Source organism: Pseudomonas sp. MWU12-2319, assembly GCF_023242525.1.
Taxonomy (GTDB): Bacteria; Pseudomonadota; Gammaproteobacteria; order Pseudomonadales; family Pseudomonadaceae; genus Aquipseudomonas; species Aquipseudomonas gingeri_D.
The window spans coordinates 219,133-245,028 of the sequence record NZ_JALJES010000011.1 but is presented as its reverse complement, the minus strand read 5'-3'; the positions used below and the strand labels follow the sequence as shown (position 1 = coordinate 245,028).

15 protein-coding genes are annotated in these 25,896 nt (G+C 63.4%); 6 read left to right on the top strand and 9 right to left on the bottom strand.

Annotated features, from left to right (window positions below):
* Positions 1-139: 139 nt before the first annotated feature.
* Complete coding sequence (locus M5C01_RS19465; RefSeq protein WP_152740000.1) at positions 140-1,030, bottom strand: LysR family transcriptional regulator; 891 nt, start codon at positions 1,028-1,030, stop codon at positions 140-142.
* A 109-nt stretch (positions 1,031-1,139) separates the two neighbouring features.
* Here M5C01_RS19465 and M5C01_RS19460 point away from each other — a divergent pair, with 109 nt between their 5' ends.
* From M5C01_RS19460 to M5C01_RS19445, 4 genes are all read left to right on the top strand, one after another.
* Complete coding sequence (locus M5C01_RS19460) at positions 1,140-2,360, top strand: MFS transporter (RefSeq protein ID WP_152740001.1); 1,221 nt, start codon at positions 1,140-1,142, stop codon at positions 2,358-2,360.
* Positions 2,357-2,755, top strand: coding sequence for a DUF4440 domain-containing protein (locus M5C01_RS19455; RefSeq protein ID WP_152740002.1), 399 nt, complete (start codon positions 2,357-2,359; stop codon positions 2,753-2,755). The genes M5C01_RS19460 and M5C01_RS19455 overlap by 4 nt, the downstream gene beginning before the upstream one ends.
* A 135-nt stretch (positions 2,756-2,890) precedes the next feature.
* On the top strand, positions 2,891-3,295 hold the full coding sequence (locus tag M5C01_RS19450) for an antitoxin Xre-like helix-turn-helix domain-containing protein (RefSeq protein WP_152740003.1): 405 nt from the start codon (positions 2,891-2,893) through the stop codon (positions 3,293-3,295).
* Positions 3,289-3,981 carry an RES family NAD+ phosphorylase gene (locus M5C01_RS19445; RefSeq protein ID WP_152740004.1) on the top strand — a complete coding sequence of 231 codons (693 nt, stop codon included), beginning with the start codon at positions 3,289-3,291 and terminating at the stop codon, positions 3,979-3,981. Before M5C01_RS19450 ends, M5C01_RS19445 begins: the two co-directional genes overlap by 7 nt.
* Positions 3,982-4,229: 248 nt before the next feature.
* Here the strand turns inward: M5C01_RS19445 and M5C01_RS19440 are convergent, their stop codons facing one another.
* From M5C01_RS19440 to M5C01_RS19420, 5 genes are all read right to left on the bottom strand, one after another.
* On the bottom strand, positions 4,230-4,565 hold the full coding sequence (locus M5C01_RS19440; RefSeq protein WP_152740005.1) for a hypothetical protein: 336 nt from the start codon (positions 4,563-4,565) through the stop codon (positions 4,230-4,232).
* Between the two features lie 469 nt (positions 4,566-5,034).
* Positions 5,035-5,895 (bottom strand): HlyD family secretion protein, encoded by an 861-nt coding sequence (locus M5C01_RS19435; protein ID WP_152740006.1) that lies wholly within the window; start codon positions 5,893-5,895, stop codon positions 5,035-5,037.
* Between the two features lie 10 nt (positions 5,896-5,905).
* Entirely contained in the window at positions 5,906-6,106 is a 201-nt protein-coding gene (locus tag M5C01_RS19430) for a DUF1656 domain-containing protein (protein WP_040064387.1), read from the bottom strand.
* Complete coding sequence (locus tag M5C01_RS19425) at positions 6,096-8,270, bottom strand: FUSC family protein (RefSeq protein WP_152740007.1); 2,175 nt, start codon at positions 8,268-8,270, stop codon at positions 6,096-6,098. The genes M5C01_RS19430 and M5C01_RS19425 overlap by 11 nt, the downstream gene beginning before the upstream one ends.
* Positions 8,271-8,280: 10 nt before the next feature.
* The gene (locus tag M5C01_RS19420; RefSeq protein ID WP_103498500.1) at positions 8,281-9,792 is read right to left on the bottom strand and encodes an efflux transporter outer membrane subunit; all 1,512 of its coding nucleotides are present in this window, start codon (positions 9,790-9,792) and stop codon (positions 8,281-8,283) included.
* Between the two features lie 329 nt (positions 9,793-10,121).
* On the opposite strand from M5C01_RS19420, the gene M5C01_RS19415 reads away from it, so the two are divergent.
* Both M5C01_RS19415 and M5C01_RS19410 read left to right on the top strand, forming a co-directional pair.
* Positions 10,122-11,078, top strand: coding sequence for a LysR family transcriptional regulator (locus M5C01_RS19415; RefSeq protein ID WP_152740008.1), 957 nt, complete (start codon positions 10,122-10,124; stop codon positions 11,076-11,078).
* 183 nt (positions 11,079-11,261) lie between these two features.
* The gene (locus M5C01_RS19410) at positions 11,262-12,236 is read left to right on the top strand and encodes a D-glycerate dehydrogenase (protein ID WP_103496597.1); all 975 of its coding nucleotides are present in this window, start codon (positions 11,262-11,264) and stop codon (positions 12,234-12,236) included.
* A gap of 17 nt (positions 12,237-12,253) precedes the next feature.
* Here the strand turns inward: M5C01_RS19410 and M5C01_RS19405 are convergent, their stop codons facing one another.
* The 3 genes from M5C01_RS19405 to M5C01_RS19395 all read right to left on the bottom strand — a co-directional run bounded on the left by M5C01_RS19405 (position 12,254) and on the right by M5C01_RS19395 (position 25,776).
* Positions 12,254-18,589, bottom strand: a complete 6,336-nt coding sequence (locus M5C01_RS19405) for an NEL-type E3 ubiquitin ligase domain-containing protein (protein ID WP_152740010.1) — start codon at positions 18,587-18,589, stop codon at positions 12,254-12,256.
* 59 nt (positions 18,590-18,648) lie between these two features.
* Positions 18,649-24,789, bottom strand: coding sequence for an NEL-type E3 ubiquitin ligase domain-containing protein (locus tag M5C01_RS19400; RefSeq protein ID WP_152740011.1), 6,141 nt, complete (start codon positions 24,787-24,789; stop codon positions 18,649-18,651).
* 84 nt (positions 24,790-24,873) lie between these two features.
* A complete protein-coding gene (locus M5C01_RS19395) occupies positions 24,874-25,776 on the bottom strand; it encodes a DMT family transporter (protein ID WP_152740012.1) in 903 nt (300 codons plus the stop codon).
* Positions 25,777-25,896 lie beyond the last annotated feature (120 nt).

Sequence of the window (25,896 nt, the reverse complement as noted above, 5' to 3'; positions counted from 1 at the left end):
GGTCACGCTCACTCAAGCCTGGCAGAGAGCGCTTGTGTGGGAGCGGAGCTTGCCCGCGAAGAACGATAACGCGGTGTACCTGAAAAACCGCGGTGCCTGCATTCGCGGGCAAGCTCCGCTCCCACAGCCAGCCTTGTGCTCAGGCGTGGTCTTTCATGAAGTCGATAAACACCCGCACCTTCAACGGTAGATGCCGGGTGTCCGGATACAGCGCGTAAATTCCCTGTTCGACAAAGCGGAAGTCATTCAACAGGCGACACAGCCGCCCCGCTTCCAGATCTTCGCGCACCAGCCAATCCGGCAAAATCGCCACGCCCTGCCCCGCCAGGGCAAAACCGCGCAGCACCGAGGAATTGTCCGCGACGATCCGTGACTGCTCGGCCGCCGGCCGGAAGAAAAACGGCTCGCCGCTCTGCACATGGGTCAGGCCCAGATCGCCCAGGCGCCGATGCACCAGGCTCTGCACCTGTTGCAAGTCCTCGAAGGTGTGCAACTCGCCGCCGGGTAGCCCGGCAACAAACTCCGGCGAGGCCACGGCAAAGATCTTGAAGGTGCTGAGCTGCGTCGCACGGTGATTGGAATCGGAGACCTGGCCGAGCCGGATCGCCACGTCGAAACGTTCCGAGATCAGGTCGGCGTGGGTCGAGGAGGTCGACAGATGCACCTTCAACTCCGGGTGAATCCGCCGGAACAGCTCCAGCGCCGGAACCACCTTGGCCAGGGCATATTCGACCGTGGTGGTGATCCGCAGCGTGCCGCGCAGTTGCGTATGTTCCGAACGCGCCTCGTCGATCGCCAGCCGGGCCTGTTCCAGCATGCTCAGACAGCGCCCGTAAAAGCGCTCGCCGGCCTCGGTCAGGGCCAGGCGCCGGGTGTTGCGGGTCAACAGGGTCACCCCCAGTTCGGCCTCCAGGCGCTTGAGGGTAAAGCTGACCACGGCCCGGGTCTGCCCCAGGCGTTCGGCGGCGGCGGTCAGCGAACCGGCCTCTACCACGGTCTTGAAGGTCTCGAAACGATCCAGGCTGACCATGGGTCAAGGTCTCCATTGTCAAAATATTTTTGACAAACTAGCAGTCAATGCGCGGTTTCCCAAGCCTTGCCGGCGACCTAACCTGTCGCCTTATCCGATGGAGACCGTCATGAGCTATCGCTCGAAAATCGCCCTGGTGTATCTGCTGGGGTTTTCCCTGGACCTGGTGAACATGTTTGTCGCCAATGTCGCCTACCCGGAAATCGGCCATGAGCTGCGGGCCACGGTGACGCAACTGGCCTGGGTCGGGAACGCCTATATGCTCGGGCTGACGGCGATCATTCCCCTGAGTGTCTGGCTGGCGGCGCTGGTCGGCGAGCGACGCTTGATCGCGGCCTCGCTGGTGCTGTTCGCCGTGGCCTCCTGGTGCGTGGCCCAGGCCGGCTCCATCGAGGCGCTGATCGGTTGGCGGTTGGTGCAGGGCCTGGGCGGCGGTTTGCTGATCCCGGTCGGACAGGCCATGGCCTACCGCAACTACCCGGTGAACGAACGCGCCGGTCTGACCTCGCGGATGATGCTGGTGGCCCTGTTGATCCCGGCCTTGTCCCCGGCGCTGGGCGGGCTGATTGTCGACCATGCGTCGTGGCGCTGGATCTTCTACGCCAATATCCCGCTGGCACTGCTGCCTCTGCTGCTGACCGGGTTGTGGTTCAAGCCGGACGTGCGCCCGGCCCAGCGGCCAGGGTTCAGCCATCGCGGCCTGTGGAGTGCAGCCCAGGTGGCACGTATTCCGCTGTTGCGCCTGGCGATGCTGGTGTACCTGTTCGTCCCCGGGGTGTTTATCGGCACCCAGTTGGTGGCAATTCTCTATCTGCGTGGCCTGGGGGCGAGCGCGGCGCAGACGGGCGCCCTGATGCTGCCCTGGGCACTGGCCTCGGGGGTGGCGATTGTGTTCGGCAAGCGCCATTTCAACCGACTCGGCCCCAAGCCCTTGTTGCTGGCGGGCCTGTTCGCCCAGGCACTGGGCATCCTGTTGTTGGTATTGATCATTGATCCCCACGGACCGCTGCCGATCATCGCCTATGCGCTGATGGGCCTCGGCGGCAGCCTGTGCAGCAGTACCGCGCACAACTGCGCGTTTCTCGATGTCGAGTTACCGCGCATGGGCCACGCCAGCTCGGTGTGGAATATCAATCGGCAACTGAGCTTCTGCCTCGGCGCGGCGCTGCTGATGGGACTGCTGGATCAGTTGGGTAGCACGCCGTTCGGGTTTCACGGCTGTTTTCTGATTGCCGCGGCGTTGACCCTGGTGCCGCTGTTCGCCGTCTTTCGTCTCGATACGCCAGCGGTGCTGGCACTGTTAACCCCCAAACAAGGAGAACCTGCATGAGCGATAAAGCGCTGTACCTCAATGAAGTGATCGAAGCCCATAAAGTCATCGAGCAATGGTTTGCCGGAGCCCTGGAGAACGACGCGTTGGCGCCGCTGCTGGCGCGGTTCTCGGAAGCCTTTTCAATGGTCACGCCGACGGGCAGGCAATTGGACAAGTCGGGATTGGGCGAGCTGTTTGCCGGTGCGGGCGGACGTCGACCGGGTTGCGCCATCACCCTGGGCGAGCTTGAAGTGTTTGCGTTGCACGAAGCCGGCGCCATCGTTCGTTATCGCGAATGGCAGGCCGATGACACGGGCACGCGTACAGACCGGCTATCGACGGCGGTGTTTGAGAAACAGTCGGATGGGCCGGTGCTGTGGCGGCATCTGCATGAGACCTTCACTCAGGCCTGAGAAATCAGTACATGTTTTTTTGGGGCAGTCATAAGGCAGCCTGTGGCACTGTCAGCCTTGGAAGAGTAGGATTAAAATCTACAGATTCAATTTTAATATTATTGAGTCTACAGATTATACTTCAAGGATATGATCATGACAGTCACCTCACCTGCTCCAGGACTGACCAAAGCGCATGGCGTGACAGGTCTGAGAGCCGCCGTGGGCGTACTCGAAAAATGGCAGGCCTCGAGTGACCAGGCCTGTCGTATCTTGCGTATTTCCCGCAGCACCTACACCCGTGCCAAACAGCGTGATCCCGAGTGGTCCGTTGGACTGGATGCCGACCAGATGCAACGAATCAGCTTCGTTTTGAACATCCACGCGGCCTTGCGCGGCATTTTCGATAATCCCGAGAACGCCTATGGTTTTCCGGCGATGGCGAACGATAACGAGTTTTTCAACGGACGTGCCCCGCTGGACATCATGGCGCAGGGCGACATGATCTCGCTGTACGAAACGTTTCGGCGGATTGACGCCCTGCGGGGCGCGCAATGGTGAAAACAGGCGATTTGCCGACGTTGCCCGGTGAGCACTTGCAAGCTTACCGATTGGTCAATTCCAAGTTCCCACCGATTGCCTTGTTCGATGACGTGGCGGACGCGGATGAGTTCGAGGTGCTTTACCAGATTCAGGCCCTCACCAATCCAAGGCTGCAGAATGAGCTGGGTCGGCTGGAACTGATCCCACGTGGCGAGATCCCCTTCGGCATTCCCGGATGCGCCTACGCGACGGCGCCCTTCACTCACGTCAATCCGGCGGGGTCGCGGTTCAGCGATGGCAGTTTTGGCGTGCTGTATCTGGCCGATACGATGGAAACGGCACTGGCCGAGGTGCGGCATCACCAGAACCATTACTGGTCGAAGGTGCAGGGCCTCAACTACGAACGTTTTGTTTTCCGGGGGCTTTCTTGTCAGTTCACTGACGCGGCGATGAAAGATGCCATGTCCATCCCTCTGGCAGACCCCATTTATGATCCGGATGACTACACCCATTCCCACGCATTGGGGAAGGCGGTCAAGAGTGACCGGTGCCCCGGCCTGCGCTACCGATCCGTGCGCCATCCGGGCAACCACTGCTGGGCGCTGATGACCCCACGCCCGGTCTTATCGATCATTCAAACCGCTCATTACGAAATGATCTGGAACGGCAAAATCACCGGTGTCAACCAGATCACCGGCGCCTGATCGTGATGGTGCGAGAAGCGGGTGTTTGTGGAGCCCCTAAGATCGCCAAGAGCTTCGCGGGCAAGTCGGGACGCCGAACCGCCTGCTCCTACAGGGTTGTGTCGTACACAAGATTGGTGAGCGGCAGCTTACTGTAGGAGCCGGGCTTGCCCGCGAAGAGGCCGGCGAGCCTTGCGTCGGTTGTGCGGACGCCATCGCCAGCAAGCCGGCTCCTACAAAATGTGTGTTTCAGGCCTGACTGATCGCGGTCAGTTCGTGACGGCGCCAGCCTGCTCATCCAACACCAAATCCACCCACCGCTGAGCCAACTCGATCAAGTGCACCACCCCCATCGCCACCTGTCGGTTGGAACCGCTCTGGTTGTCGGCGTGCTCATAGGCCGTGGCCGCTGCCGATTGCAGGACGGCATAGGCGTTGACGAGCGCATCTTCGCGGCTTTTGGATGGCGGCATTGGGTAAGCGCAGGAGGATTTCGGACGCTGATGCGGCCCCAGGTCATAGTGTGCGAAAGCACGATCGGCAGCTTGGGGGTCGATGATTTCGGCGCTGGTTGATAGCGGAGGATTGGGCGTGATCTTGAACATAGTACAAGTACTCCAAGTGCATGTTTGGGAGCCGCCACCATCGCTGCTAAACGAGGGGGTGGCAGCCGTACGCAGGTTAGCAGACCGGTGCACTAGGAACCCGGCGCGCCGTGAGGCGCCCTGCGCACGACCACCATAAAAGCAGGGCCGAAAAAAAGCGCCTTGCTGAAGGTGGCGCTGTGCGCCTAGTTACACGACGAGCTGCTAAACCCGGTCACTGAATTGGCAGTGACGAAATCAAGCCTAGTCGCGCAATCAGGCACAAACAAGCGCCCAGGATTTTCTAGGAAATTTCACTCAAGGGAAAGCGAGTTGTCTTGCTGTTCGAGGTTAACCCCAAAGCTTTTAGCGCTCTGGAGGACCTCTTCGCGGGCAAGCACCGCTCCCACAGTTTTAAGTCGTACCTGAATACTGCATACGACTGAGAACCTGTGGGAGCGGTGCTTGCCCGCGAAGCTTTTAGAGATCTTCAGGCTCCCGCCGGCTTGACGATCACCGTGCAGGTAATCCCCGCCGCCAACAGCACCCCGTCCGGCACCTGGTCGATATGAATCCGCACCGGCACCCGCTGGGCCAGGCGCACCCAGTTGAACGTCGGGTTCACATCCGCGATCAGCTCGCGGCTCTCAGGGTTGTCACGGTCATAGATCCCCCGCGAGATACTCTCCACATGCCCCTTGAGTACCTGGCCGCTCATCAGTTGCATATCCGCCGGATCACCCACCTGGAGATGCGGCAACTTGGTCTCTTCGAAGAAGCCATACACCCAGAACGAGTTCATATCGACCACCGCCATCTTCGCCTCGCCGATCCGCGCATAGTCGCCACGGTGCACATTGAGGTTGGTGACGTAACCGTCCACCGCCGCCCGCACTTCGGTGCGCGCCAGGTTCAACTGCGCCGCCTCCAGCTGCGCCTGGGCCTGCTGATAGTCGGCCAGGGCCGCGTCGGCGGTGTTGCTGGCGTCGTCGCGGCTTTCCTTGGAGATCACCAGGTTGTCCAGGTCGGCGCGGCGATGAGCGTTGAGCTTGCGCATCTCCCAGGTGGCCTTGCGCGAGTCCACCAGCGACTGCGCCTGCTTGACCGCAATCCGGTAGTGCTCGGGGTCGATGCGCATCAGCAAGTCGCCCTTTTTCACCACCTGGTTATCCCGCACCGGCACCTCCACCACTTCACCGGTGACGTCCGCCGCGACGTTGATGATATCCGCGCGTACCCGGCCATCGCGGGTCCAGGGGGTTTCCATGTACTGGACCCACAGGACCCGGCCGATCCAGATCGCCAGGGCCAGGACCAGCAAGGTGGCGATCAGGCTGAAAAGCTTTTTCATCAGGTCGTTCTCAACGGTAGACAGTGAGCGCCAAGGCGCCGAACAAGCAGCAGAACAGGCTCAGGCGCAACAGCGCCGGATGCCAGAAAAAACGGTACAGGTCATGGCTGGCGATAAAACGGTCCAGCGCCCAACCAAGCCCGGCCGCGATCAGGAACATCAGGGTCATGGTCGGCATATAGACGCCGTGGAAAGCGATTTCACGGGGCATGAGAGAGTCTCAGGTCGGCCAACGGGGATTGCGGGTCCAGCAACGAGGTGCGGATAAAGTGCAGGTAGCTCTGCACCCGGCGCAGCGCCGAGGTGTCGAAGTGCCGGGCAAAGGGTTCGTCGGTGGACTGGACCCGGCTGATAGCGTGGTCCACCGCCACCAGGGCGCGCTCCAGGTTGCTCGCGTTGGGCTGGATAAACAGGCGCATCAGCGCCCGCCCCATGACCCGGATCGACTGGCGCCACGGCTGCGATTCGGCATAGGCCGGGTGCACCGGCAGGATCGCCTGTTCCTTGCGCAGCTCGATAATGGCGTGGCCGACTTCCAGCACCACGAACATCCAGCGCAACAGTTGGCTCTGCACTTTCGGCTGCCGGACGGCCAGGCCATAGGCCTGGTGCAGCAGGTCGCGGGTGCCGCTTTCAAAGGTCGACCCGAGGCCCTTGAGCTTGCCGCTGATGGCGAACACCACCTGTTCGCGCAGGTCCTGCTCCAGCCGCCGCCATAGCCAGCGGCTGTTGGGCGGCAGGATGATCGCCCCCGCCGCCGCGCACACCAGCATGCCAATGACCATGCCGATGTAGTCGTTGATAAAGGCATAGGGGTTGTAGATCGTCAGGTTGTCCGGCACCGAACCGATGCTGAAAAAGATCAGCAGGCCCAGGCCGACACCCGCGTACGCCGGGCGCGAGGCCAGGAAGGCGCCGAGCACGATCACCGGCGCAAGCGTCAGGCACAGCAGCGCGAAGCCGTCGATGTAGGGGAAGACGAAGAACATCTCGACAAAACCGATCAACGCCCCGAGCAAGGTGCCACAGGCCATCTGGAACGCCATGCGCTTGGGGTTCGGCGTGGCCGCCGCCAGGCCGACCGTGGCCGCGGCGACCAGGGTCATGGTCGCCCCGCTCGGCCAGGCGGTTGCCACCCAGTAGCTGCCGAGCACGATCAGCACGAAGGCAGCGCGAATCCCCGAGGCCGAGGCCGCCAGCCAGTTGGTTTTCGGTACATAAGGCTCGTCCCACTGTTCGCGTTCGTGGTGGTGATCGGCCAGGGAGGCATGGGTCAGGGCGTAGCTGTGCAGTTCCTCGACGAAGCGATAAAGCAGTTCATACGCGGTGTGGAAATCCAGCAGGTCGGCTTCGCTCGGTTCGCTTTGCAGGAAACTCGCCCGCAGGCTGCGTACCTGCTCCGGCAACCCCAGTTTGTAATCGGCCAGGCGGCTCGCCAGGCGCTGGGCATCGGCGTCGGTCAGGGCGCGTCCGGCAAAATCGTCGAGCAGTTCGCCCAGTCCCGGAAAACCCGGTTCGATGGCCGCCAGCACCTGCGTCCGATCCCGGCTGCGCAGGCGTTCGAGCAACTGGTGCAGGGCGTTGAAACGGGTGGTCAGGGTCATGAATTCGCTGTTCAGGCGATTGAGCCGGCCATTGCGTCGACGCATGTGCGGGTCTTCGAACACCGTGACACTGCGCAGGCCCTCAAGCCCCACCGCCTGGGCGATAAAACCGATATTGGCGCTTTCAAACGCCGCGCTGGCATGGGGACCGCGCAAGCCGGCGCTGACAAATCCGGCAAACACGCCGAAGCGTTGATAGAGCGCATTGCGCATGGCCGCACTGGAGGTCTGCGGCAGGATCGCGGCGCTGACGAAGGTCGAGCAGACAATCCCCAGGGAGATTTCCAGTACCCGCCATACCGCCGCCATAAAGGCCCCTTCCGGATGGGCCAGGGCCGGCAGGCCGACCATCGCGGCGGTGTAGCCAGCCAGGACAAAACCGTAGGCGCGGAAGTTGCGGTTGCGTTGCGCGCCGGCCGAGCAAAGCCCGACCCAGATCGCCAGCGCGCCGATAAACAGTTCGGTGTACTGGGCGAACAGGGCGATCAGCGCGACCATCACCGCCGACCCGGCCAGGGTGCCGAGGAAGCGGTAGAAACTCTTGGCAAACACATGGCCGCTCTGCGGCTGCATCACGATAAACACGGTGATCATCGCGGTGCGCGGCTGCGGCAGTTCCAGGCGCATCGCCAGCCACAGAGTGAGGAAGGCGGCGGCCAGGACCTTGAAGATATAGATCCAGGTCACGCCGTCGCTACGGGCCCAGTCAAAGAAGCCGCGACGCCATTCCAGGGAGTACAGCCAGCGCACCGGGGCGGGCAAGGGAGTCATGACGCGGTTCTCAATGATCGAAGGCGGCCAGCACGGCCGGAGGTTTGTTCGCCACGGTGCGGTTCTCGGCCGGTACGTCGTTGCCCGCGCCCAATCCGCCACCCAGTTCGGTGACCAGTTCGGCATGGGCACTCAGGCGCGCCGCCTGGACCTGCTGTTCGACCTGCTGCTGGTGGAACAGCAGGGTCTGGGCGTTGAGCACATTGAGGTAGTCGGTCAGGCCGCGTTGGTAGGCGACCATGGCGATGTCGTAGGTTTTCTGCGCCGAGGCCACGGACTGGGCGGCGAACACCTGCTGCTTGTCCAGGGACTCGCGGCGGATCAACTGGTCGGAAATGCCCTTGAGGGCGTTGACCAGGGTCTGGTTGTATTTCGCCACGGCGAGGTCATAACCCGCCGCCGCTTCGCCCAGTTCGGCGCGCAGGCGGCCGCCGTCGAAGATCGGCAGGGACACCGCCGGGCCGACGCCATAGTTGAATTTCTTGCCGGTGAGAAACGCCAGCGGGCCGCCGCCGGTGGCCATGTAGCCGAGGTTGCCGACCAGGTCGATGTTGGGATAGAAGCCGGCGTGGGCGACATCGATGCCACGGGCCTGGGCCGCCACTTGCCAGCGACTGGCGACCACGTCCGGGCGCTGGCCGAGCAATTGCGCGGGCAGTGCCGAGGGCAGTTTCAACGCGGTGTGCAGGGACAGCGACGGGCGTTGCAGCTGCGCACCCTCCCCTGGACCGACGCCAGCCAGGGCGGCCAGCTGGTTGCGGCTCAGGGCGATCTCTTCGTCCAGCGCATCGAGCTGGCGATGGGTTTCCGGCAGCGGTGTCTCGGCCTGGCTGACTTCGAAATGGGTGCCGATGCCGCCGTTCAGGCGTTTTTGCGCCAGGTCGAGAATCTGCATCTGCTGCTTGAGGGTGGCTTCGACGATATCGCGCTCGGCGTAGTGCAATGACAGCTGGATATAGGCGTGGACGATGCTGTTCTGCAATTCGAGCCGGGCCTGGCGTGCTTCGGCGACGCTCATATGGGCGAGGTCCACGGCCCGTTCGCTGGCGTTGCTTTCGCGACCCCAAAGGTCCAGGGAATAGCTCAGGCCCAGCCCGGCATTGTTGTCCCAGGTGGTGGTGCTCGCCAACTCGCCGGGGCCGTAGAACTGATCGTTGGCCCAGTTATGCCGTTTGAGCGCGGCGTCGCCCTTGATCTGCAGCGACTCGGCGGACTCGGCCAACCCGGCCATGGCCCGGGCCTGGCGCACGCGGGCGGCGGCCATGGCCAGGCTCGGACTGCCCTGCACGGCGCGGTCGATCCACTGGTCGAGTTGGCGGTCGCCATAGGCTTTCCACCACTGCGCGGCCGGCCAGTGCGCGTCGCGCTCGGCGCCCTGGATCGCCTGGTCGGTCAGCAGGGTATTGGCGGCCAGGGCCTGACCCTGTGGAGCAATACCTCCGGTGCCGATGCAGCCGCTGATAGCCAAGGATAAAGCCCAAACACTGAGAGTCTTCAGCTCTCTGCTGATGCGACGCGGCACTGCTGCAAATTCCTGGGGTGGGGAGAAAAGCGGTTTTCTGTGAGCACGGGATTGGTCACAACGCCGTCCTGTAGGAGCAGGGCTTGCCCGCGAAGGGGCACTTGAGGCCGCCAAAAGCTTCGCGGGCAAGCCCTGCTCCTACAGTTATGGGGGTGTTCTTGAGATTGGAGGGTGCACACAGGTCGGGGCAATTCTAGAGGGCAGCCTGTCAGACGATAAGATGGCCTTTCTGTGAAGCTTTGTTACCGTTAGCGCGATAATCCCTTGGTCGTATGCCCATCACCCTGTTACTTCGTGTCACAATTTACCGTCACCCCAGAGAGCCTTCCATGGACACTTTGCAAAATATGCGCGCCTTCAGTTGCGTGGCCGAAGCCGGCAGTTTCACCGCCGCCGCCGTGCAACTGGACACCACGACGGCCAACGTCTCGCGCGCGGTCTCGGCTCTTGAGGCCCACCTGCAAACCCGCCTGCTCAACCGTACCACCCGGCGTATCGCCCTGACCGAGGCCGGCAAGCGTTATCTGCTGCGTTGCGCGCAGATCCTGGCCTATGTCGAGGAAGCCGAGGCCGAGGCCAGTGACGCCCATGCGCGCCCGGCCGGGCAGTTGAAAGTGCACTCGATGACCGGGGTCGGCCAGCATTTCGTGATCGATGCGATTGCCCGTTATCGCAAGACCCATCCGGACGTGACCTTCGACCTGACCCTGGCCAACCGCGTGCCGGACCTGCTCGACGAGGGGTATGACGTGTCCATCGTGCTGGCCAGCGAGTTGCCGGATTCGGGGTTTGTCTCGCAGCGCCTGGGGATCACCTACAGCATCGTCTGTGCCTCGCCGGCCTATGTCAAAGCCAACGGCTGCGCGCAGCGGCCCAGCGACCTGCTCAACCATGCCTGTTTGCGCCTGGTGAGTCCGGTGATCGCCCTGGACCGCTGGGCCTTCGATGGTCCGGATGGTCAGGAAGTGGTGAACATTGCGACCTCGCCGTTTCTGGTCAACTCCGCCGATGCGATGAAGGCGGCGATCACCAGCGGCATGGGGGTTGGGGTGTTGCCGGTGTATGCGGCGATCGAGGGGCTGCGCAATGGAAGCCTGGTGCGGATGATGCCCAGCTATCGGTCCCAGGAGCTGAATGTGTATGCGATCTATCCGTCGCGCCAGTACCTGGATGCCAAGATCAAGACCTGGGTCGAGCACTTGCGCAGTACATTGCCGGAAATCCTCGCGGGCCATCAGGCCGAGTTGGCGGCGTATGAGTTGAAAAACGTGCGTATCGCCAACTGAATGTTGTTGTAGGAGCGAGCTTGCTCGCGATGGGCGTCAACGATAACGCGGGGCATCTGATACCCCGCGGTGTCTGGACCACCATCGCGAGCAAGCTCGCTCCTACAAAGTCAGAATCCACCGCACAAATCCGACGAAAAATGATAGCGTGCTTGGCATTCCCGCCGTTCGATGAGCCCTGCGATGAAAAAGACCGTACTCGCCTTCAGCCGCGTCACCCCCGCCATGGTCGAGCACCTGCGCCAAGACTTCGAAGTGATTGTCCCCGATCCCAAGCTCGGTGATCTCAACGCTCAGTTCGACGAAGCCCTGCCCCATGCCCACGGCCTGATCGGCGTCGGCCGCAAGCTCGGGCGCGCCCAGTTGGAAAACGCCGCCAAGCTCGAAGTGGTCTCCAGCGTCTCGGTCGGCTACGACAACTATGACGTGGCCTACTTCAACGAACGCGGGATCATGCTCACCAACACCCCCGACGTGCTCACCGAAAGCACCGCCGACCTGGGCTTCGCCCTGCTGATGAGCAGCGCCCGCCGGGTCGCCGAGCTGGACGCCTGGACCAAGGCCGGGCAATGGCAAGCCAGTGTCGGCCCGGCCCTGTTCGGCGGTGATGTGCACGGCAAGACCCTGGGCATCGTCGGCATGGGCAATATCGGCGCCGCCGTGGCCCGCCGTGGTCACCTCGGTTTCAATATGCCGATCCTCTACAGCGGCAACAGCCGCAAGCCGGAACTCGAACAGCAACTCGGCGCCCAGTTCCGCAGCCTCGACGCGCTGCTGGCCGAGTCCGACTTCGTGGTGCTGGTGGTGCCCCTGAGCGACAAGACCCGTCACCTGATCAGCCATCGCGAACTGGGCCTGATGAAGTCGGACGCGATCCTGGTGAACATTTCCCGGGGTCCGGTGGTGGACGAACCGGCACTGATCCAGGCCCTGCAAAACGGCACCCTTCGCGGCGCCGGCCTGGACGTCTACGAGAAGGAACCCCTGGCCGAGTCGCCGTTGTTCCAACTGAAGAACGCCGTGACCCTGCCGCATATCGGCTCCGCCACCCACGAAACCCGCGAAGCCATGGCCAATCGGGCGCTGGCCAACCTGCGCAGCGCCTTGTTGGGCGAGCGCCCGCGCGACCTGGTCAATCCCCAGGTCTGGAAAGGCTGAGCGAACACCGGGCCCGGCTAATCCTGCCGGGCGTCGAGGTCTACCCGGAAAAGCCTGGGCAAGGCCTGGCGCGTGAGGATTCGCAGCCAGTTTTCACGCCGCTTCAGGTACTCACGCTGCAACGCTTCGCCACGGTTCTTGTAGTCCTGCGTGGTCTCGCCTTCCAACGGTTCATAGTCGAAGAACTCGCCAAAGAGCCGGTCGTGCTCGCTGATATGGCTGTTCTTCAGGAACGTCTGCCAGTGACGGTTGCCCATCAATATATTATCCAGCCCTTGTTCGGTTTCGACGTGCAGGACGAGCAGGCGCATGGACTCGACCGCCCTTGGATCAACGGCCCTCGGCGCCACGTCGTCAAGAAACAGCGGCGGCAGGTGCAGATCGCCGAGCTCGGAGACGTACCCCCGAAAACGCTCCTCCGGATACTGGACGTTCTGTCTGTACACCTCATTGTGCAAGGTGAAAAAGCGGAACTCTCCCCGGGCCAGAACAAAGACCCCCAGCTCCGTCTCACTCACCTCGGTCTGACGGCGCGCGAACGCATAAAACGCCTCCAACTCCATCTGCCGGAAAATCTCAAAGGCCGTCGAGTCCCCCAGCCCACCGTAGTGAACGATATCGAATAACCGGGTGCGCAACTCCCGGTCCTGTGCGCCCAAAGAGAGGAGGTACTCCATATGCCTGACCAGGTCGTCGCGAATCGCATCCTTGCTCTCCAGATACAACTCGGGAAGCTTGGCCAATTCCCTGAAAAAAACCAGGAACTCCTCCCCCGAGGCGTCGGACAAGCTCCGCCAGGCCTGCGTAAGCGCCTCGTCGAGGCCTTCCGAATGCCCCCCCAGCCACAGATCGAGCCCCTCCACTTCCGGCACATCAAAACCGAAACGGCTAGAGGGATGACTCAGTTTGAAGTATTGAAGGCGCCGCCGCGTATTGCCTGAAAGCGGGTTGTTGGTCAGCGTCACCGCTACCGGTTCAGCATTCTCGGCCCTGGCGGCCGCGAACCCGGTGAAGACCCGTCCCGAAATATCCCGAATGCGGTTGTTGCTCAAGTCGGCAAAGACCAGTTGGCGCAGCTGCTCGATCCCCTCAGGCAAGGTTTCTATCCGGGTATTGTGCAGATCCAGCTTTCTCAGCAAATGCAGCTCGTCGAGATCGGGTGGATACCCCAGCGGATTGTCACTCAGGTCCAGCTGGACCAGTTCGCTCATGCCGGCCAGGCGCCGATGACCGCCCCGGGGAAAGGCAATGCGGTTATGCGCCAGCTTGAGCCGGCGCAACTCGCGCATCGAGCCTTCCAATACAGGAAAATCGGACAGCCGATTGTGGGACAGATCCAGTTCCTGCAACGACACGAACTGACGCAGGAACTGGTCGAGAAACACCGGCGCCTCGATTTTCATGCTGCGCATCGACAAGCGCGTGACGTGGGAAAAATCGGCCACTCGGGGAAACAACGGAAAGCGACTGACCTCCAGGCGGTCCAGGTTCAGTAGGTAACCGGCTTCTCCACTGTTTTGCGCGGGGGCGCGCAAGGTTTCCCGGCGCCAACACTGCTTGATGCGTTTGGCGAACTGATACAAATGCGCCCGTGATTCAGCGTTATACCTCGTCTGGCGCCAGCGCTTGAGATCGCCTCGGAGTGCGTCCAGCTCCCGAACCCGTTGACGGATCACCCCGTCACGACTGGCGAAATCCTCCCCCAGCAACGCCAACTGTCGAGATGCTTCGGCATAGGAATAGCCCGAATACAGGCCTCTGAAACGCTTCAATTGCCGATTGTGCCGCCCTTCACCACCACTCAGTTCATAGCCGACCCGGCCGTCGGCCAGACGCCGGGGCGGCACGAAACCGGGGATCTCGGGGCGCATGCCCAACAAGCGCTTCGCCCGCCCACGGTCAGCGACCGCCGCACCGGCCAGGTCTCGCCGCAACTGGCTGGCAAACCCGCTGGGGACCAGCGCCCTGCGCGCGGGCTCCGGCAACGCGGCCACTATCGAGGGAATCAGGTTGCGACTCACCGGACGCAGGCCACGACCCTGACCGGCGGCAGGCGCGTAGCCTTCGGCGGACTTGACGATCACTGCCCGCTGGGACGCATCGGCACTGCCCAGGCTGTCGAGCAGCGTCCCCGAGGCCGAGGTCTCGCGGATCTCGATACGCAGGTCGGCCGGCCATCCCGGCAGATGTTCGAGCAGATGCAAGGCCAGCCGGTCGTTGTCGCCATTGATCAAGCTGTCGACCTGAAACCCTTCCAGCGCCCGAGCGAGCCGGACATCCTGAATCCACCAACGCGCCTCTTGCCCCAGCGCCAGGGGCAGCTTGCCGGTTTCCATCTCGCGGATCTGCGGGTCATCGGCCTGCTCGACGATCTCCCGGGCCAGCGGCTCCGGCAGGCTGGGGAAAAGCCGACGAATCAGCGCGGTCGACGGATCGCTGTCAGGCGCCCGGGCGCGCTGAAGCGCATTGCCCAGCAGGCTCTTGAGTGCCTGGGTGTCCTCGCGGTTTTTTTCACCCAGCGCCTGCACACGGCTCGCTTCATCCCGTTCGCTGTCACCGAAGAGTGCGAGGCGCTCCTGATCGTTCAACTGTTCGAGCGCCCGGCTCAGCACCTTGTCGAGCTGGCCGGTGCTACCCAGCCGATCGAGGCTGTCACTGACTCGCACATGACTGTCCACCCGCTGCAGCGTATCCATCAGCAGGCCCGGCGCCCGCGAACGGGTCACATGCACCTTGCGCAACTGGTTCTCGCTGACATCACAGATCGCCATCAGTTGTCGCGCCAGCTCATCGGATTGCGCCGCCGCCCGCTCACCCAGCCGCCGGAACAGCTTCAGCCCTTCCCATTCCAGCGGCTGCTCCTGCTCATGCCACCAGGCACCGGCGCCGTTGTGCTCCAGCTCAAGCCGGTAAGCTCCGGGCAAGCGCGGATGCTCGATGCCCCAGTCGTCGAAAACCGGATGCCGGTCGACCTCGAACACCCCGTCATCCAGGGGCAGCCAGGTCTTGTCCTGCCAGCGATACAGCCCCAGCGAATCGGGTTCCAGCTCGGCAGGCAGGTCGACGGGTTGCCGGTAGGCGAGCGCCGAATCGTTCCAGGGCCGTATATCACCGTCCTCGGTGCGCCGGTCCGTCAGGGCGTCCCCCGCGTCGCGGCGCAATCGCCCGGCATTGTCCGCTGTCGCATCGTTGATCCCCAGGCGGATCTGATCATCACGGTTCAACGCGCGGTTGAACGCCTTGTAGAAGTTGTCATCGCCCGCCGGGACCGGGCGCTCATCCTGGCTGAGCGTATCGAATACCGCATAACGTCCCTGCCCGTGATGGCGCAGCAGCACCTGCCTGCCCGCCGGGTCGGCGGCCACCGGCGCCACGGGTTGCCCCGGCCGGACCTCGGTAATCTCCAGGGTCATCCCGAGTTTTTGCCCGAGCAGCGCCGCCATGCCTTCACGGGCCCAGGCATCCGTCGACGCATTCCAGGCCCGGCGGTGATAGATGCCATCGAGCGCCCGCTCCAGGCTCAGGCTTCTGGCTGCTTGCGCGAGCCCATGGCGAGGGCCTTCGGACAACAGGCCCGAGGTCACGAACCCGGCCCGTTCGGCGCTCGACAATGGCTGGTTGCGCCACCACTCGGCAACCCGCGCGGGGGACAGGTCCGGATGCAAGGTCAAGGTCTGTTCGAGCAACGCCGGTCGCGGCGTGCTCGCCACCGGAAGAAACCTGCGCAGATCCGGCGCCAACTCCGACCGCTCGGACTTCAGCCGCCCCGGATAACGGCTCAGGGCTTCGAACAAGTGGACTCTTTCACGAATGACAAGATCAACCACCCGCCGCCTGAGGATAACGGCCCTGCTCGAAAACGCCTGGTTGGGCGCAACGGGCCGGCTTATCGCCGCATCGCTCGGCAACAACCCAAGAATCAACCCCACCGGCCCCAGATCGTGATCGGCGATGGCCTCCGGCGCAGCGTGATCCACATACCCGCCATCCGCCAGACGGCGTATCGAAACATGCAGGTCATGTTCGGCCAGGGTGTCTTTTTTCCCGTAGGCCTCCAGCAGAGCGCCTTCCTGGTCATGAATACTCAGGGCCAGCTCGTCCGGCCAATCCGGCAATTGCGTCAGCGCCGAGAACAGTGCCCGATCCGCCTCCTCGGGCAACGGCAGCCGCGACACCAATGGCGCGCTCAAGGCCTGCAGGGCGCGGTCGGTGTTATGCCGCTTGATGGTGTCGACCAGCGCGGCCGGCGCCGGCTCGCCCGCCCAGACCCGCTGCAGGGTGTGCGAGCGGCTCCCGCTGATCCGGCTCAAGCGGGTCAGCTCCTGGCCGGTCAAGGGCCCGCCGGGCAGCAGTCGCTCGCCCAGTTGGCTCAGGGTCGGCGGCTCGGGGTTGTCCAGTGCCAGTTGCCAACGCTGCAGGTCCTGGTCGAAGTTCACCGCCGGGCGGAATACGTTGGGGTCCGGATGCATCAGGGTGTATTGCCCGGAGACGGGATCGTGGGCCAGCTCGAATGCCCGCCGTTCGCCCTCCACCAGAAATTCGCCGTATGGCTTGCCTTCCCGTTCGATCACCCCGGAGGCCCGCACCGCTTCGCCATGCAGCAGACCGATTTTCACGCTGACATAACGGTCCAGCCGGGAAGCCCAGAGGGTATGCTTGCCCGCCACCTGGACCCGGTGCACGGCACCCAGGCAACGCTGCAGTTCGCGGTGACGGCGCATCGACCACTTCACCGCGTTGCGATGAAGGCCCGCGCTGATCAACAGATTGCCGATATCGATGACCGACTGGGCCAGTTGCTCCGGACGCCCTTTCGCCGCTTCCGTCAGGCCCTGGATAAAGTTGTAGCCCAGGCTCCCGAACAGGGCGATCTGCACCACCCGCCCCATGCCGCGCAGCCCGCCCGGCACCGGCAACAGCAACAGGCCGAGCACTTCATCGAGGACCGCACTGGCACCTTCGATAAATGCGCGCCAATCCTGAACCGAGCGTTCGACCGCCAGTTCGTTGAGGTTCTGCTGGTCACGTTGTCGGTAGTAGTCTCTCAATGCCTGCGCGGGCGTGGTCGTCAGCTCCAGGTACTTCCACTGGAGTGTTTCGAGCAGCGGCGCCGGAAAAGCCCAATGGAAGGCATCGTAGAGCCCGCCGGTCACGGCGTTCAGCCCTTCCGGGCGTGGATGCTCGGTGACGATATCGCGCACCACGGCCTGCTGCTTGATGCTCAATGGCGCCAGGAACCAGTTGAGGCGCTTTTGCCCATTGTCGTCCTTGAGCTGCTGCTTGAACTCGGTCTCGAACGTTGACCTGTCGCAGTGATAACGCAACGCCCCGCCCAGGCGGTTCGGGTAGTAACTGAAAACACCGTCGAACCGCTCGATTTCGAAGGTGAACAACGGCAGCTCGAGAAAACTGGAGATCACGTCGCTCTCGCCAAAAAGCGCCTTGCCCAGTTGATAGGAGAGGTTGACCTTTTTCAGAATGGCCACGACTTCGTTGTCCGGGAGCCGGATCGATACGGCATTCACCGTCACGCTGTCCGGCGCGCTCCATAAAGCATGGCGCAGGACAGTGAAGGGCGCGTTGGTGACCCCGGTGGCGGCGCCATTGCGATAGGCCTCGTAGGGATGGAACAGGATCTCGGCCCAGGCCATCTGCTCCAGGTGCTGGCCCAGCACGCCCCCCTCGCCCAGCGCCTTGTCCACGCGCGCCTTGAGATCGCGCCCGAAATCCAGGTCGCGGGCGATGCTCACGAAGTCGTGGATCGGCATCATGCTGACCTGGTTGATTTCATGGGGCGGGAAGCCCCATCGATAGCCGGGGCCGGGCCGCTCGTTGATCCAGCTGGCACGCACCTGGTTGGAGCTGAACAGATCGCCGAAGCCGAAGTTGAGGCAGGCCGCCTGCCAGAGCGACAAACTGTAGACATGGGCCAGCGGTGCGTTGGAGTCGTAGGCCCGCTTGTTGCGTTGGCCGGGTACCCAACCGCTCTCCTTGAACTCCATGTGCAGGGTATGGATGTAGGTCTTGCGGGGGTCCAGGTCGCGCCCGGTGCTTTCGCGCAAGGCTTCACGCAAACGCTTGAGCCCGTCCTGCTCGAAGGCGCTGCCGAGCTTGCGATTCTCGGCTTCGACAGCCTCGGTCATTTTGCCGAGGTAGCGAAACGCGCTGGCATAGGTCAGCCGCTCGACCTCGTTCAGGGGCCCCATCGCCGCGGCGGAAACGGACTGCAGATGATTGCCGATGTCCGCGAATCGCCAACTCTTGCGTGAGTGCACAAAGCCTTGTTGCTCTTCAATGAGCGATTGGGTCTCAAGCTCGACAGCGGGGTCGGGAAGGGGGTGGGAAGCGTCCATGGTTGCTCTTTTCATTGCTGGAAAAGCCCAGCCTAGCGCTCCCTCCCCGGGCAACGGTTCTAACTAAATACGACAGGGGTCGTGTCACTCAGGGCACTGATCGTCAGCGTGTCGATCCGCGCGTTACGCTCCGGCTCGGGCAACGATTGGAAATCCTCCCGGTAGGCCCGCTCCAGAAACCTGCGCCAGGCAATGTCCGACTTCAGGTAACGATGCAGGCCCGCCGGCTCCGCCGCCGTTTCCATCCGCCGGACATGCTGGACCATGACCTCGAGCTGAGCATCGCTCAACATCACCTGCTCCTTATAGAAACGTCCGTTGAACAGGTCGGGCAATTCCAGCCGCTCGGCCAACAGCTCCCAATAAGCCCGGTAAACACCCAGATCGGCGACCTTGTTCCAGAGCACCTGCAAGCGGAACTTGCCTTTGAGCAAGCGCAGCAGCCGGGCCTGGGCCGTGGCCTTGTCGACCTCGTTCAAGGCCTGGCGGCAGAGCACCGCGAACTCCAGTTCGTTGAACACCCGCAACCTGCCCGTCCCCTCGGCCGTCAACACCAGTTGCCGGATAAACAGCTGTTCGCAAAAATCCGCGCTTTCGGCTATCGCCTCGAGCACCCGCCAGACACGTTGCGTCAGATCTCTGCGCACAGCGGAAAACTGCGGATCATAGAAGGTCGCCAAGGCACTCAATTGCTCCAGGAAGTCGAAGAATGCATCGGCGTCCGGATCATCCCTGAGCCGTTGCCAGATCCAGTTCTGCTCATCGCTACGCTCCACGGCCGAGCCCCAGGCTTCGATACCGACAGGCCCTGAAAGCTCGGCGATGGACAGCCCGAAGGTAATGCCCTCGCCCTTTTGTTTGCGAGCATCGACCGATAGTTTGGCCAGCGCGTCCTGCTCCAGCGGATTACCCTCCAGATGCACGCCACGCTTGAGCAGCCGCGGAGCCGAGAGCAGGGTATCGGGTACCTGGCGGATCCGGTTATGGGCCAGGTTCATGTAGGCCAGGCTCTTGAGAAAGACCGTACCCGAGGGCCATGAATCCATGCCGGTCCGGCTCAGGTTCAGTGACTGCAAGTCGGACAGGGCACCGAAATCGGGGAGCAGCTTCAGTGGATTCCCGCGCAAGTTCAGTATTTTCAAGCTTTTCAGCCCGACCAGTTGCAAGGCCGCAGGCTCGGTCAGGACAATCTGGTTTTCCTCCAGGTCGAGTTCTTCCAGCGCCTTCATCTGGCCAATCTCAGGGGGCAGACGCTTGAGGCCGGCGCCATACAGGCGCAGGTGCTTCAAGGCAGGAAACGCGCTCAGGAACGCATTCACATAGCTGATCTCAAGGTTCATGTCGCGCACCAGCAGTTGGGTAACGTGCCTGAACGACACACTGAGCCTGGGCATCTGCTCGACCGCAAAGCCTTCGAGCAGCAACAGGCCGCCCAGCAGATTGCGGCTTTCCCAGCGCCAGCAACGCCTGATCCGCGACGCCATGGCCATGCGCATCCTGAAGTTCACGTCCCATGCCATTCCGTCCGCGCCGCGTGGGGCATCGACCCAGGTCACCAGCTCGTTTTTCAACGTGATGTAGTCGCGCTCCAACGCCTCGACCGCCCGCCGTTGCTCCGCGCTGGTGCTACCTGCCGCGCGCAGCAGGTCGAACAACTCCTGATTGGTGGCACCGCGATAGAGTTTTTTCAACCGGCCAAACAGCTCCACCCCTGGCAGGCTTCGGCCGCGCCCGCTCAGCGCGAGGCCAATCTGACCGCTGCGCTGGCGCACCAGACGGCGCGGCAGTGAGGCCCAGGGCGGAGCGGGACGCAAGCCGAGCCGTTGGCGCAGTTCGGCGCGCTGGCGAATCGCCTGCTGGCTGATCAGGTTTTTCAACAGCGCCTCCGGTCCTTGCGCGCCTCCCCAGGGCAAGCGGGCGGGCAGATCCTGGACCACGCGGGACAAGGCCAGCAGCAGGTCGCTTTGCGCCGTGCCCTGTCGGGAAACCTGCTCGCCCTCGACGATAAACGACTCATAACCGTCGGGCCGCTTGACCACTACGCGTCGCTTGTCGATATCGGCGCTGCCGCTGCTGTCCAGCAGCGGACCGTCGACGCCCGTCTCGCGGATTTCGATCCGCGCCTGCTCCGGCCAACCCGGCAGGGCCTTGAGTACCACCAACAAGACCTGATCGCTATGGGCATTGCTCAAGCCGTCGGGGCTCAAACCCATGAGGGCCCGGCCCAGGAGAGCTTCCTCGCACCACCAGTGGGCCTCTTCGGCCAACGCCAGCGGTATGCGTCGCGAGTCGGTGATCAGCTGACGTTGCCATGATTCGCTGTGCTCCAGTATCTCCTCGGCCACCCCGCCAGGCAGGTCGGCAAAAACCTGTTCCAGCAGTCTCGGCAAAGGTTTCGCCGCTTGGCCGCGCTGGCCGGACAGACCATCGGCCAGCGCCTGCCTGACCCGTCGCGGATCACTCGCCAGGCGACGCAGCAGGTAGCCGACCAACTGGTTTCCCGACAAGCCCGGATCGAGGGCCAGCCACAGATCATCCGCGGAGCCGAGACCATTGAGCGCCGTTTTGAACAACGCCGGCAGTTCCGCCGAGCGCCAGGTCAGCGAGGCGATATTCCGCTCGATATCCAGGTAATCCCTGAAGCGCTGCATGACCGACAGCAGGAAGGCCGGAGGTCGTTGATTGCAGAAAATCGTCTGGCGCAACAGGCTGTCGGAGGTATCGCTCACCGCCAGTATCTGCCGCGCGACCGTCTCGGAAAACGATGCCGCCTGCCCACCCAGGCGACGAAACGCCGTCGGCCCCTCCCACTCCAGCGGGTCTTCGAACTCGTGCCACCAGGCACTGGCGTCGTTATGTTCCAGGCGCGGTGTATAGGCCCCCGGCAGATCGGCGGGGTTGATTCGCCAATCCTCGGGCAACCCCGTGTTTTCAATGCGATAAAGGCCGCCCTCAAGCGACAGGTAGGTGTTGTCGCCCTGGCGATAGAGACCGGCGGCGTCGGGGATCAGGGTCGACGGCAGGGCGACCGCCTCCCGGTAATGCTCGATCGGCAGCAAGATACGCCCGTCAGCCGCCCGCCGGCGCTCCAGGACATTGGCGAGCAGGGTTTGCAGGGCCTTCACATCGGTCGCCGAAGTGACACCCAACTGGCTCAGCTCATGGGGTTTGAACAGCGCCGCCAGGGCGAGATAGAAGCTGTCGTGGGTCGGGCTGGTGCTGACCCGTGGACACAGGGCCGTTCCCAGTTGTTCCCGGACCAGCAACTCACCGGCCAGTTGCAACCATTGATCGGTATCGCGGTGGAACGAGCGAGCCTGATGGATTCCGTCCAGCGCACGACCCAGGCGGGTCATGGCTTGCGCATCGGCCAATGCCCGGGCATGGGTGCCGGATAATTCGCCGTGCTCCAGCAGCCGTTGGCGCTGAAGCGGCTCCAAGGGCATACGCCGTAGATATTCGGCGATGCGCGCCAGCGACAGCGCGGGGTACAAGGCGTGGAGCTTGAGCACCAGCGACGGCAGGGACGGCGCGACCAGCGACAGGTAATGGCGGGCGGGTGCCAGCGAGGCGGAGCGGTCCATGCCGTCGTGGGCGACAAGCATCTCGAACAACGCCTGGCGTTCAAGCCGGGCCAGGGCGTTGACCTGCTGGCGTATCGCCTTGTTCCACTGGCGACGGACAAAGGGCTGGAAGTCGCCCTTGAGCGGGCAACCGTCGGGCAACAGGCCGAGGATCAGTGCCTGTACCCCCTCTTCATGGGCGAGACCGTCGGAAAGCAGCAGTGGATCGGCCGGCTGCTCGATATACCCGCCCTCTTCCAGGTGCCGAATCGCCACCCGGTGCTCGAAGTCGGCCGGCCGCGCCTGCCGGCCATGGACCGCCAACAACTCGCCCCCGGGCCCATGGATAAACAACCCGGTGGTTTCGGGCCAATCGGACAAGCGTGGCAGCAGGCAGAACAGCACACGCTCGGCATCCGCCGGCAAGCTCAGCCGCGCATCACGGCTGCCGATCAAGGCATCGAGGCCCGCGTCGATCTGTCGGCGGCGCTCGGCCTCGACCAGCGATGCCGGCGGCAACCCGCCCGCCCAGACTTCTTCCAGCGCCTCACGGCGAACACCGCTGATGGTCAACAGCGTCTCGGCCTGTTCGGCATTCCCCTGGACCATCATCCGTTCCAGCCAACGGGCATCGCCCAGGGTATGGCTGTCATCCAGGTCCGGCTTCCAGCATCGTTCTTGCCGGTCATAGCGCATGGCCGGACGAAATCCCGACGGGTCGGGCGCAACCGCCACATAACGCTTGAGCACGGCATCGTATTCCAACCTGACCTGAATCGGTCCGCCGGGCTCGCGCACCTCGCCGAACAGTACCCCGCCCTCCTCGAAAAGCCCGCGCTCATCGGCGACAAAGCGTTCCCGCAGCCCTCGCACGGAAACCCCATAGCCGCTCAGGTCGACCTTCCACAGCCGGGGCGGGCCCTGGGCCGCCGTCACCTTGCGCCAACGTCCGACCTCCAGGGACAAGGCCTGCAGCCGCCGCTCCAGGACCTGTCCGGCATAACCGAGCGCCGCCCCGGTCAGGATCGCCATGCCGACGCTGGCCAGCGCTTGCCCCAGCGCCTTGGGGCGCCCCTGGAAAGTCGCCAGGATGCCATCGGCCAATTCCACGCCCAACTGGGCGAACATGGTCACCGCGAGTATCCGCCCCAGGATCCCGAAACCGCCCGGCACCGGCAACATCAGGACATTGAGCAGCAGGTGCATGACTTCGAGGAAGCCCTCCTTGACGGCTTGCAGATCGTGTTCGGTCTTGGAGACCGCGATCGCTTCGGTATTCAAGCGAAAACGCCAGGCATAGAACTCGGCCAAGGCCTGGCCGGGGCTGAAATCGGCAAGCGTATCGCCATACGCGAAAGCCAGGTCCTCAACCCCGCCCCCCGACCAGATCCACTTGTAGAGGTCCTCGAAGGTCGACATCCAGGTGAGGCGCCTGGGCTTGGGGTGATCCTTGAGCCACTGCCAGAACTGATGCTGCTGCTTGAACGCCAGCGACGAGATCAACCAGCCCAATTGCCCGCTGCTGCTGTCTTTTTCCAGTTGCGCCTTGAAGTCCTGCTCGAACGCCGCTCTTGAATCGTGGTAACGCAAGGCTCCCCCGGGACGGTCGACGCAATAGCTGTAAAGACCCGACTGGCCCGACACCTCGAAGACTTGCAGGGGCAGGTAGATCAGTTGCAGGGGCTCGTGCTCGACCTCGAACAGATGCAGCAACGCGCTTTCGACGGACTCCAGCACCCGGTCCAGGCGCGCCTGCAGGCCGCCGGTCAGGCGCAGCGCGACATAGGCGCCCTTGAGTCGGGGACGCGCCGTCGCCAGTTCGTCCCGCAAGGCGACGAAGGCGCCGTAGCTCAGGCCGGTGAGAGTCGGCTGGCGGGCCGCGTCGTACAGCGCAAAGTGAATCTGCGCATGAGCAAACGCCAGTATCGACTGATACAACCGCCCTTCCACGGCCATGGCTCGCGCCACATGGGGCTTGAGCACGGCGCCCAGATTGAGCTCGCGGACGATCCGGACAAACACCTCCGTCGCCAGCAGCCAGCGTCGATCGGAGATATCGACTTTTTTGTCGAAGGAAATCCAGCGCCGCTTGAGGTTGGCGTAGCTGGAATCGGAGAAGGCGAAATTCAGGCAGGCGGCCTGCCACAAGGTCATGGTCGAGACCGTGACCGTGCCGATGCGCCGCTCGAACGACTCCACCTGCACCGGCGGGCCTTCAGCCACGGGTTGCCGGACAGCCGCCGCCGAATCGATCACGGTGTGCAGATAGGTGGTCTGCGGGTCGAGGTCCAGGCCCGAGGCTTCCCGCAGGCGTTCGCGCAGCTTGGCCAGACCGGCCTTTTCGAAGGTGTCGACCACCTTGTGGCTCTCCTCGTCGAGGGTCGCCCGGGCCTCCATCAACCGGCGATAGCAGCCCAGCCAGGTGCGCTGTTCGGCTTCATGCAGCGGCCCCATGGCCGCCTTGAACGAAATCGCCAGTTGCTCGACGACCTGCTGTCGCGCCCAGCTTTCCTCGCTGTGCAGCAGGTCGCCGTCGCGCTGCATGAACCCCGCCAACAAGGGATCGTCGACCTCGGCGGGAGGCGGAGGCTCATCCCCCGGGTCGACAGCGGTGCCTGGTTCAACTGATCGGTTCATGGCCTGTCCTTCCTGATACGCCGTGGAAAGCGTCAGGTTATCGGGCCATGGAGCGGCGGCTGATCTACATAAATCTGCTGTCCGTCAGGCCATCCTGGCCGACGTCGGCCGCGGCACGGCCCTTGGCTTGCGGAACACCAGCACGTTGCCCGCCATCACCGCCACCAGCCCGAGCAGGGCCGGCGCGCTCCAGTGATACCCCTCGGCATAGGCCGAGACATTCAGCGCCACCAGCGGAAACAGCACCGTGCAGTAGGCCGCGCGCTCCGGCCCCATGCGCCCGACCAGGGTCAGGTAGGCGGTGAAGCCGATCACCGAGCCCGGAATCACCAGGTACAGCAAGGAGCCGATATAGCGGATGTTCCATTCCATCGCGAACGGGATGCCCTGGACCAGGCAGTAGACCGCCAGCATCGTCGCGCCGTAGAGCATGCCCCAGGCGTTGGTGGTCAGCGGCTTGAGCCCGGCCTTCTGCTGCAGGCTGGACAACAGGTTGCCGGCCGAGAAAAACAGCGTGCCGAGCAAGGCCAACCCCAGGCCCAGCAGGGTGTGCGGGCCGGCAGTGTGCCCGGAGAGTTCCGGCCAGAACAGCAAACCGAGTCCGAGCAGGCCAAGAGCGCCGCCCATCAGCACATTGCGGGCAATCTTCTGCTTGAAGAACACCCGGGCATTGAGGGCATTCCACAAGGTCGCGGTGGAAAACACCACCGCCACCAGGCCGCTGGGCACCCACTGGCTGGCGGTGAGGAAACACATGAAGTTCAGGCAGAACAGGCACAGGCCCTGGGCCAGGCAGATCAGGTGACCGCGGCGGTTCATCGGTTGCAGGCGGCGACTGAGCAGCAGCAGGACGAACAGCACCAGCGCCGCCAGGCCGAAGCGATAGACGATGGAAACCGGAATCGCCACCACCCCCAGTTGCAGTTTCAGGGCGATCCAGGTGGTGCCCCAGATCAATACGGTCAGCAGGTAGAGAAACAGGTTCATGCGGCAGACTCCAGAAGACAGGCTTCAGTGTCTGCGGACAAGCCGCTCCCGCGCTTGCAAAAACTTGCGCTTTTATCGGCCCGCGACTGCCAGGGCATTACGCGACGGAGTAGGATGCAA

Coding starts and splice junctions, on each gene's coding strand:
- M5C01_RS19465 (WP_152740000.1), bottom strand. CDS start 1,030: ATGGTCAGCCTGGATCGTTTCGAGACCTTCAAGACCGTGGTAGAGGCC.
- M5C01_RS19445 (WP_152740004.1), top strand. CDS start 3,289: ATGGTGAAAACAGGCGATTTGCCGACGTTGCCCGGTGAGCACTTGCAA.
- M5C01_RS19455 (WP_152740002.1), top strand. CDS start 2,357: ATGAGCGATAAAGCGCTGTACCTCAATGAAGTGATCGAAGCCCATAAA.
- M5C01_RS19450 (WP_152740003.1), top strand. CDS start 2,891: ATGACAGTCACCTCACCTGCTCCAGGACTGACCAAAGCGCATGGCGTG.
- M5C01_RS19410 (WP_103496597.1), top strand. CDS start 11,262: ATGAAAAAGACCGTACTCGCCTTCAGCCGCGTCACCCCCGCCATGGTC.
- M5C01_RS19405 (WP_152740010.1), bottom strand. CDS start 18,589: ATGGACGCTTCCCACCCCCTTCCCGACCCCGCTGTCGAGCTTGAGACC.
- M5C01_RS19435 (WP_152740006.1), bottom strand. CDS start 5,895: ATGAAAAAGCTTTTCAGCCTGATCGCCACCTTGCTGGTCCTGGCCCTG.
- M5C01_RS19415 (WP_152740008.1), top strand. CDS start 10,122: ATGGACACTTTGCAAAATATGCGCGCCTTCAGTTGCGTGGCCGAAGCC.
- M5C01_RS19460 (WP_152740001.1), top strand. CDS start 1,140: ATGAGCTATCGCTCGAAAATCGCCCTGGTGTATCTGCTGGGGTTTTCC.
- M5C01_RS19425 (WP_152740007.1), bottom strand. CDS start 8,270: ATGACTCCCTTGCCCGCCCCGGTGCGCTGGCTGTACTCCCTGGAATGG.
- M5C01_RS19440 (WP_152740005.1), bottom strand. CDS start 4,565: ATGTTCAAGATCACGCCCAATCCTCCGCTATCAACCAGCGCCGAAATC.
- M5C01_RS19395 (WP_152740012.1), bottom strand. CDS start 25,776: ATGAACCTGTTTCTCTACCTGCTGACCGTATTGATCTGGGGCACCACC.
- M5C01_RS19400 (WP_152740011.1), bottom strand. CDS start 24,789: ATGAACCGATCAGTTGAACCAGGCACCGCTGTCGACCCGGGGGATGAG.
- M5C01_RS19430 (WP_040064387.1), bottom strand. CDS start 6,106: ATGCCCCGTGAAATCGCTTTCCACGGCGTCTATATGCCGACCATGACC.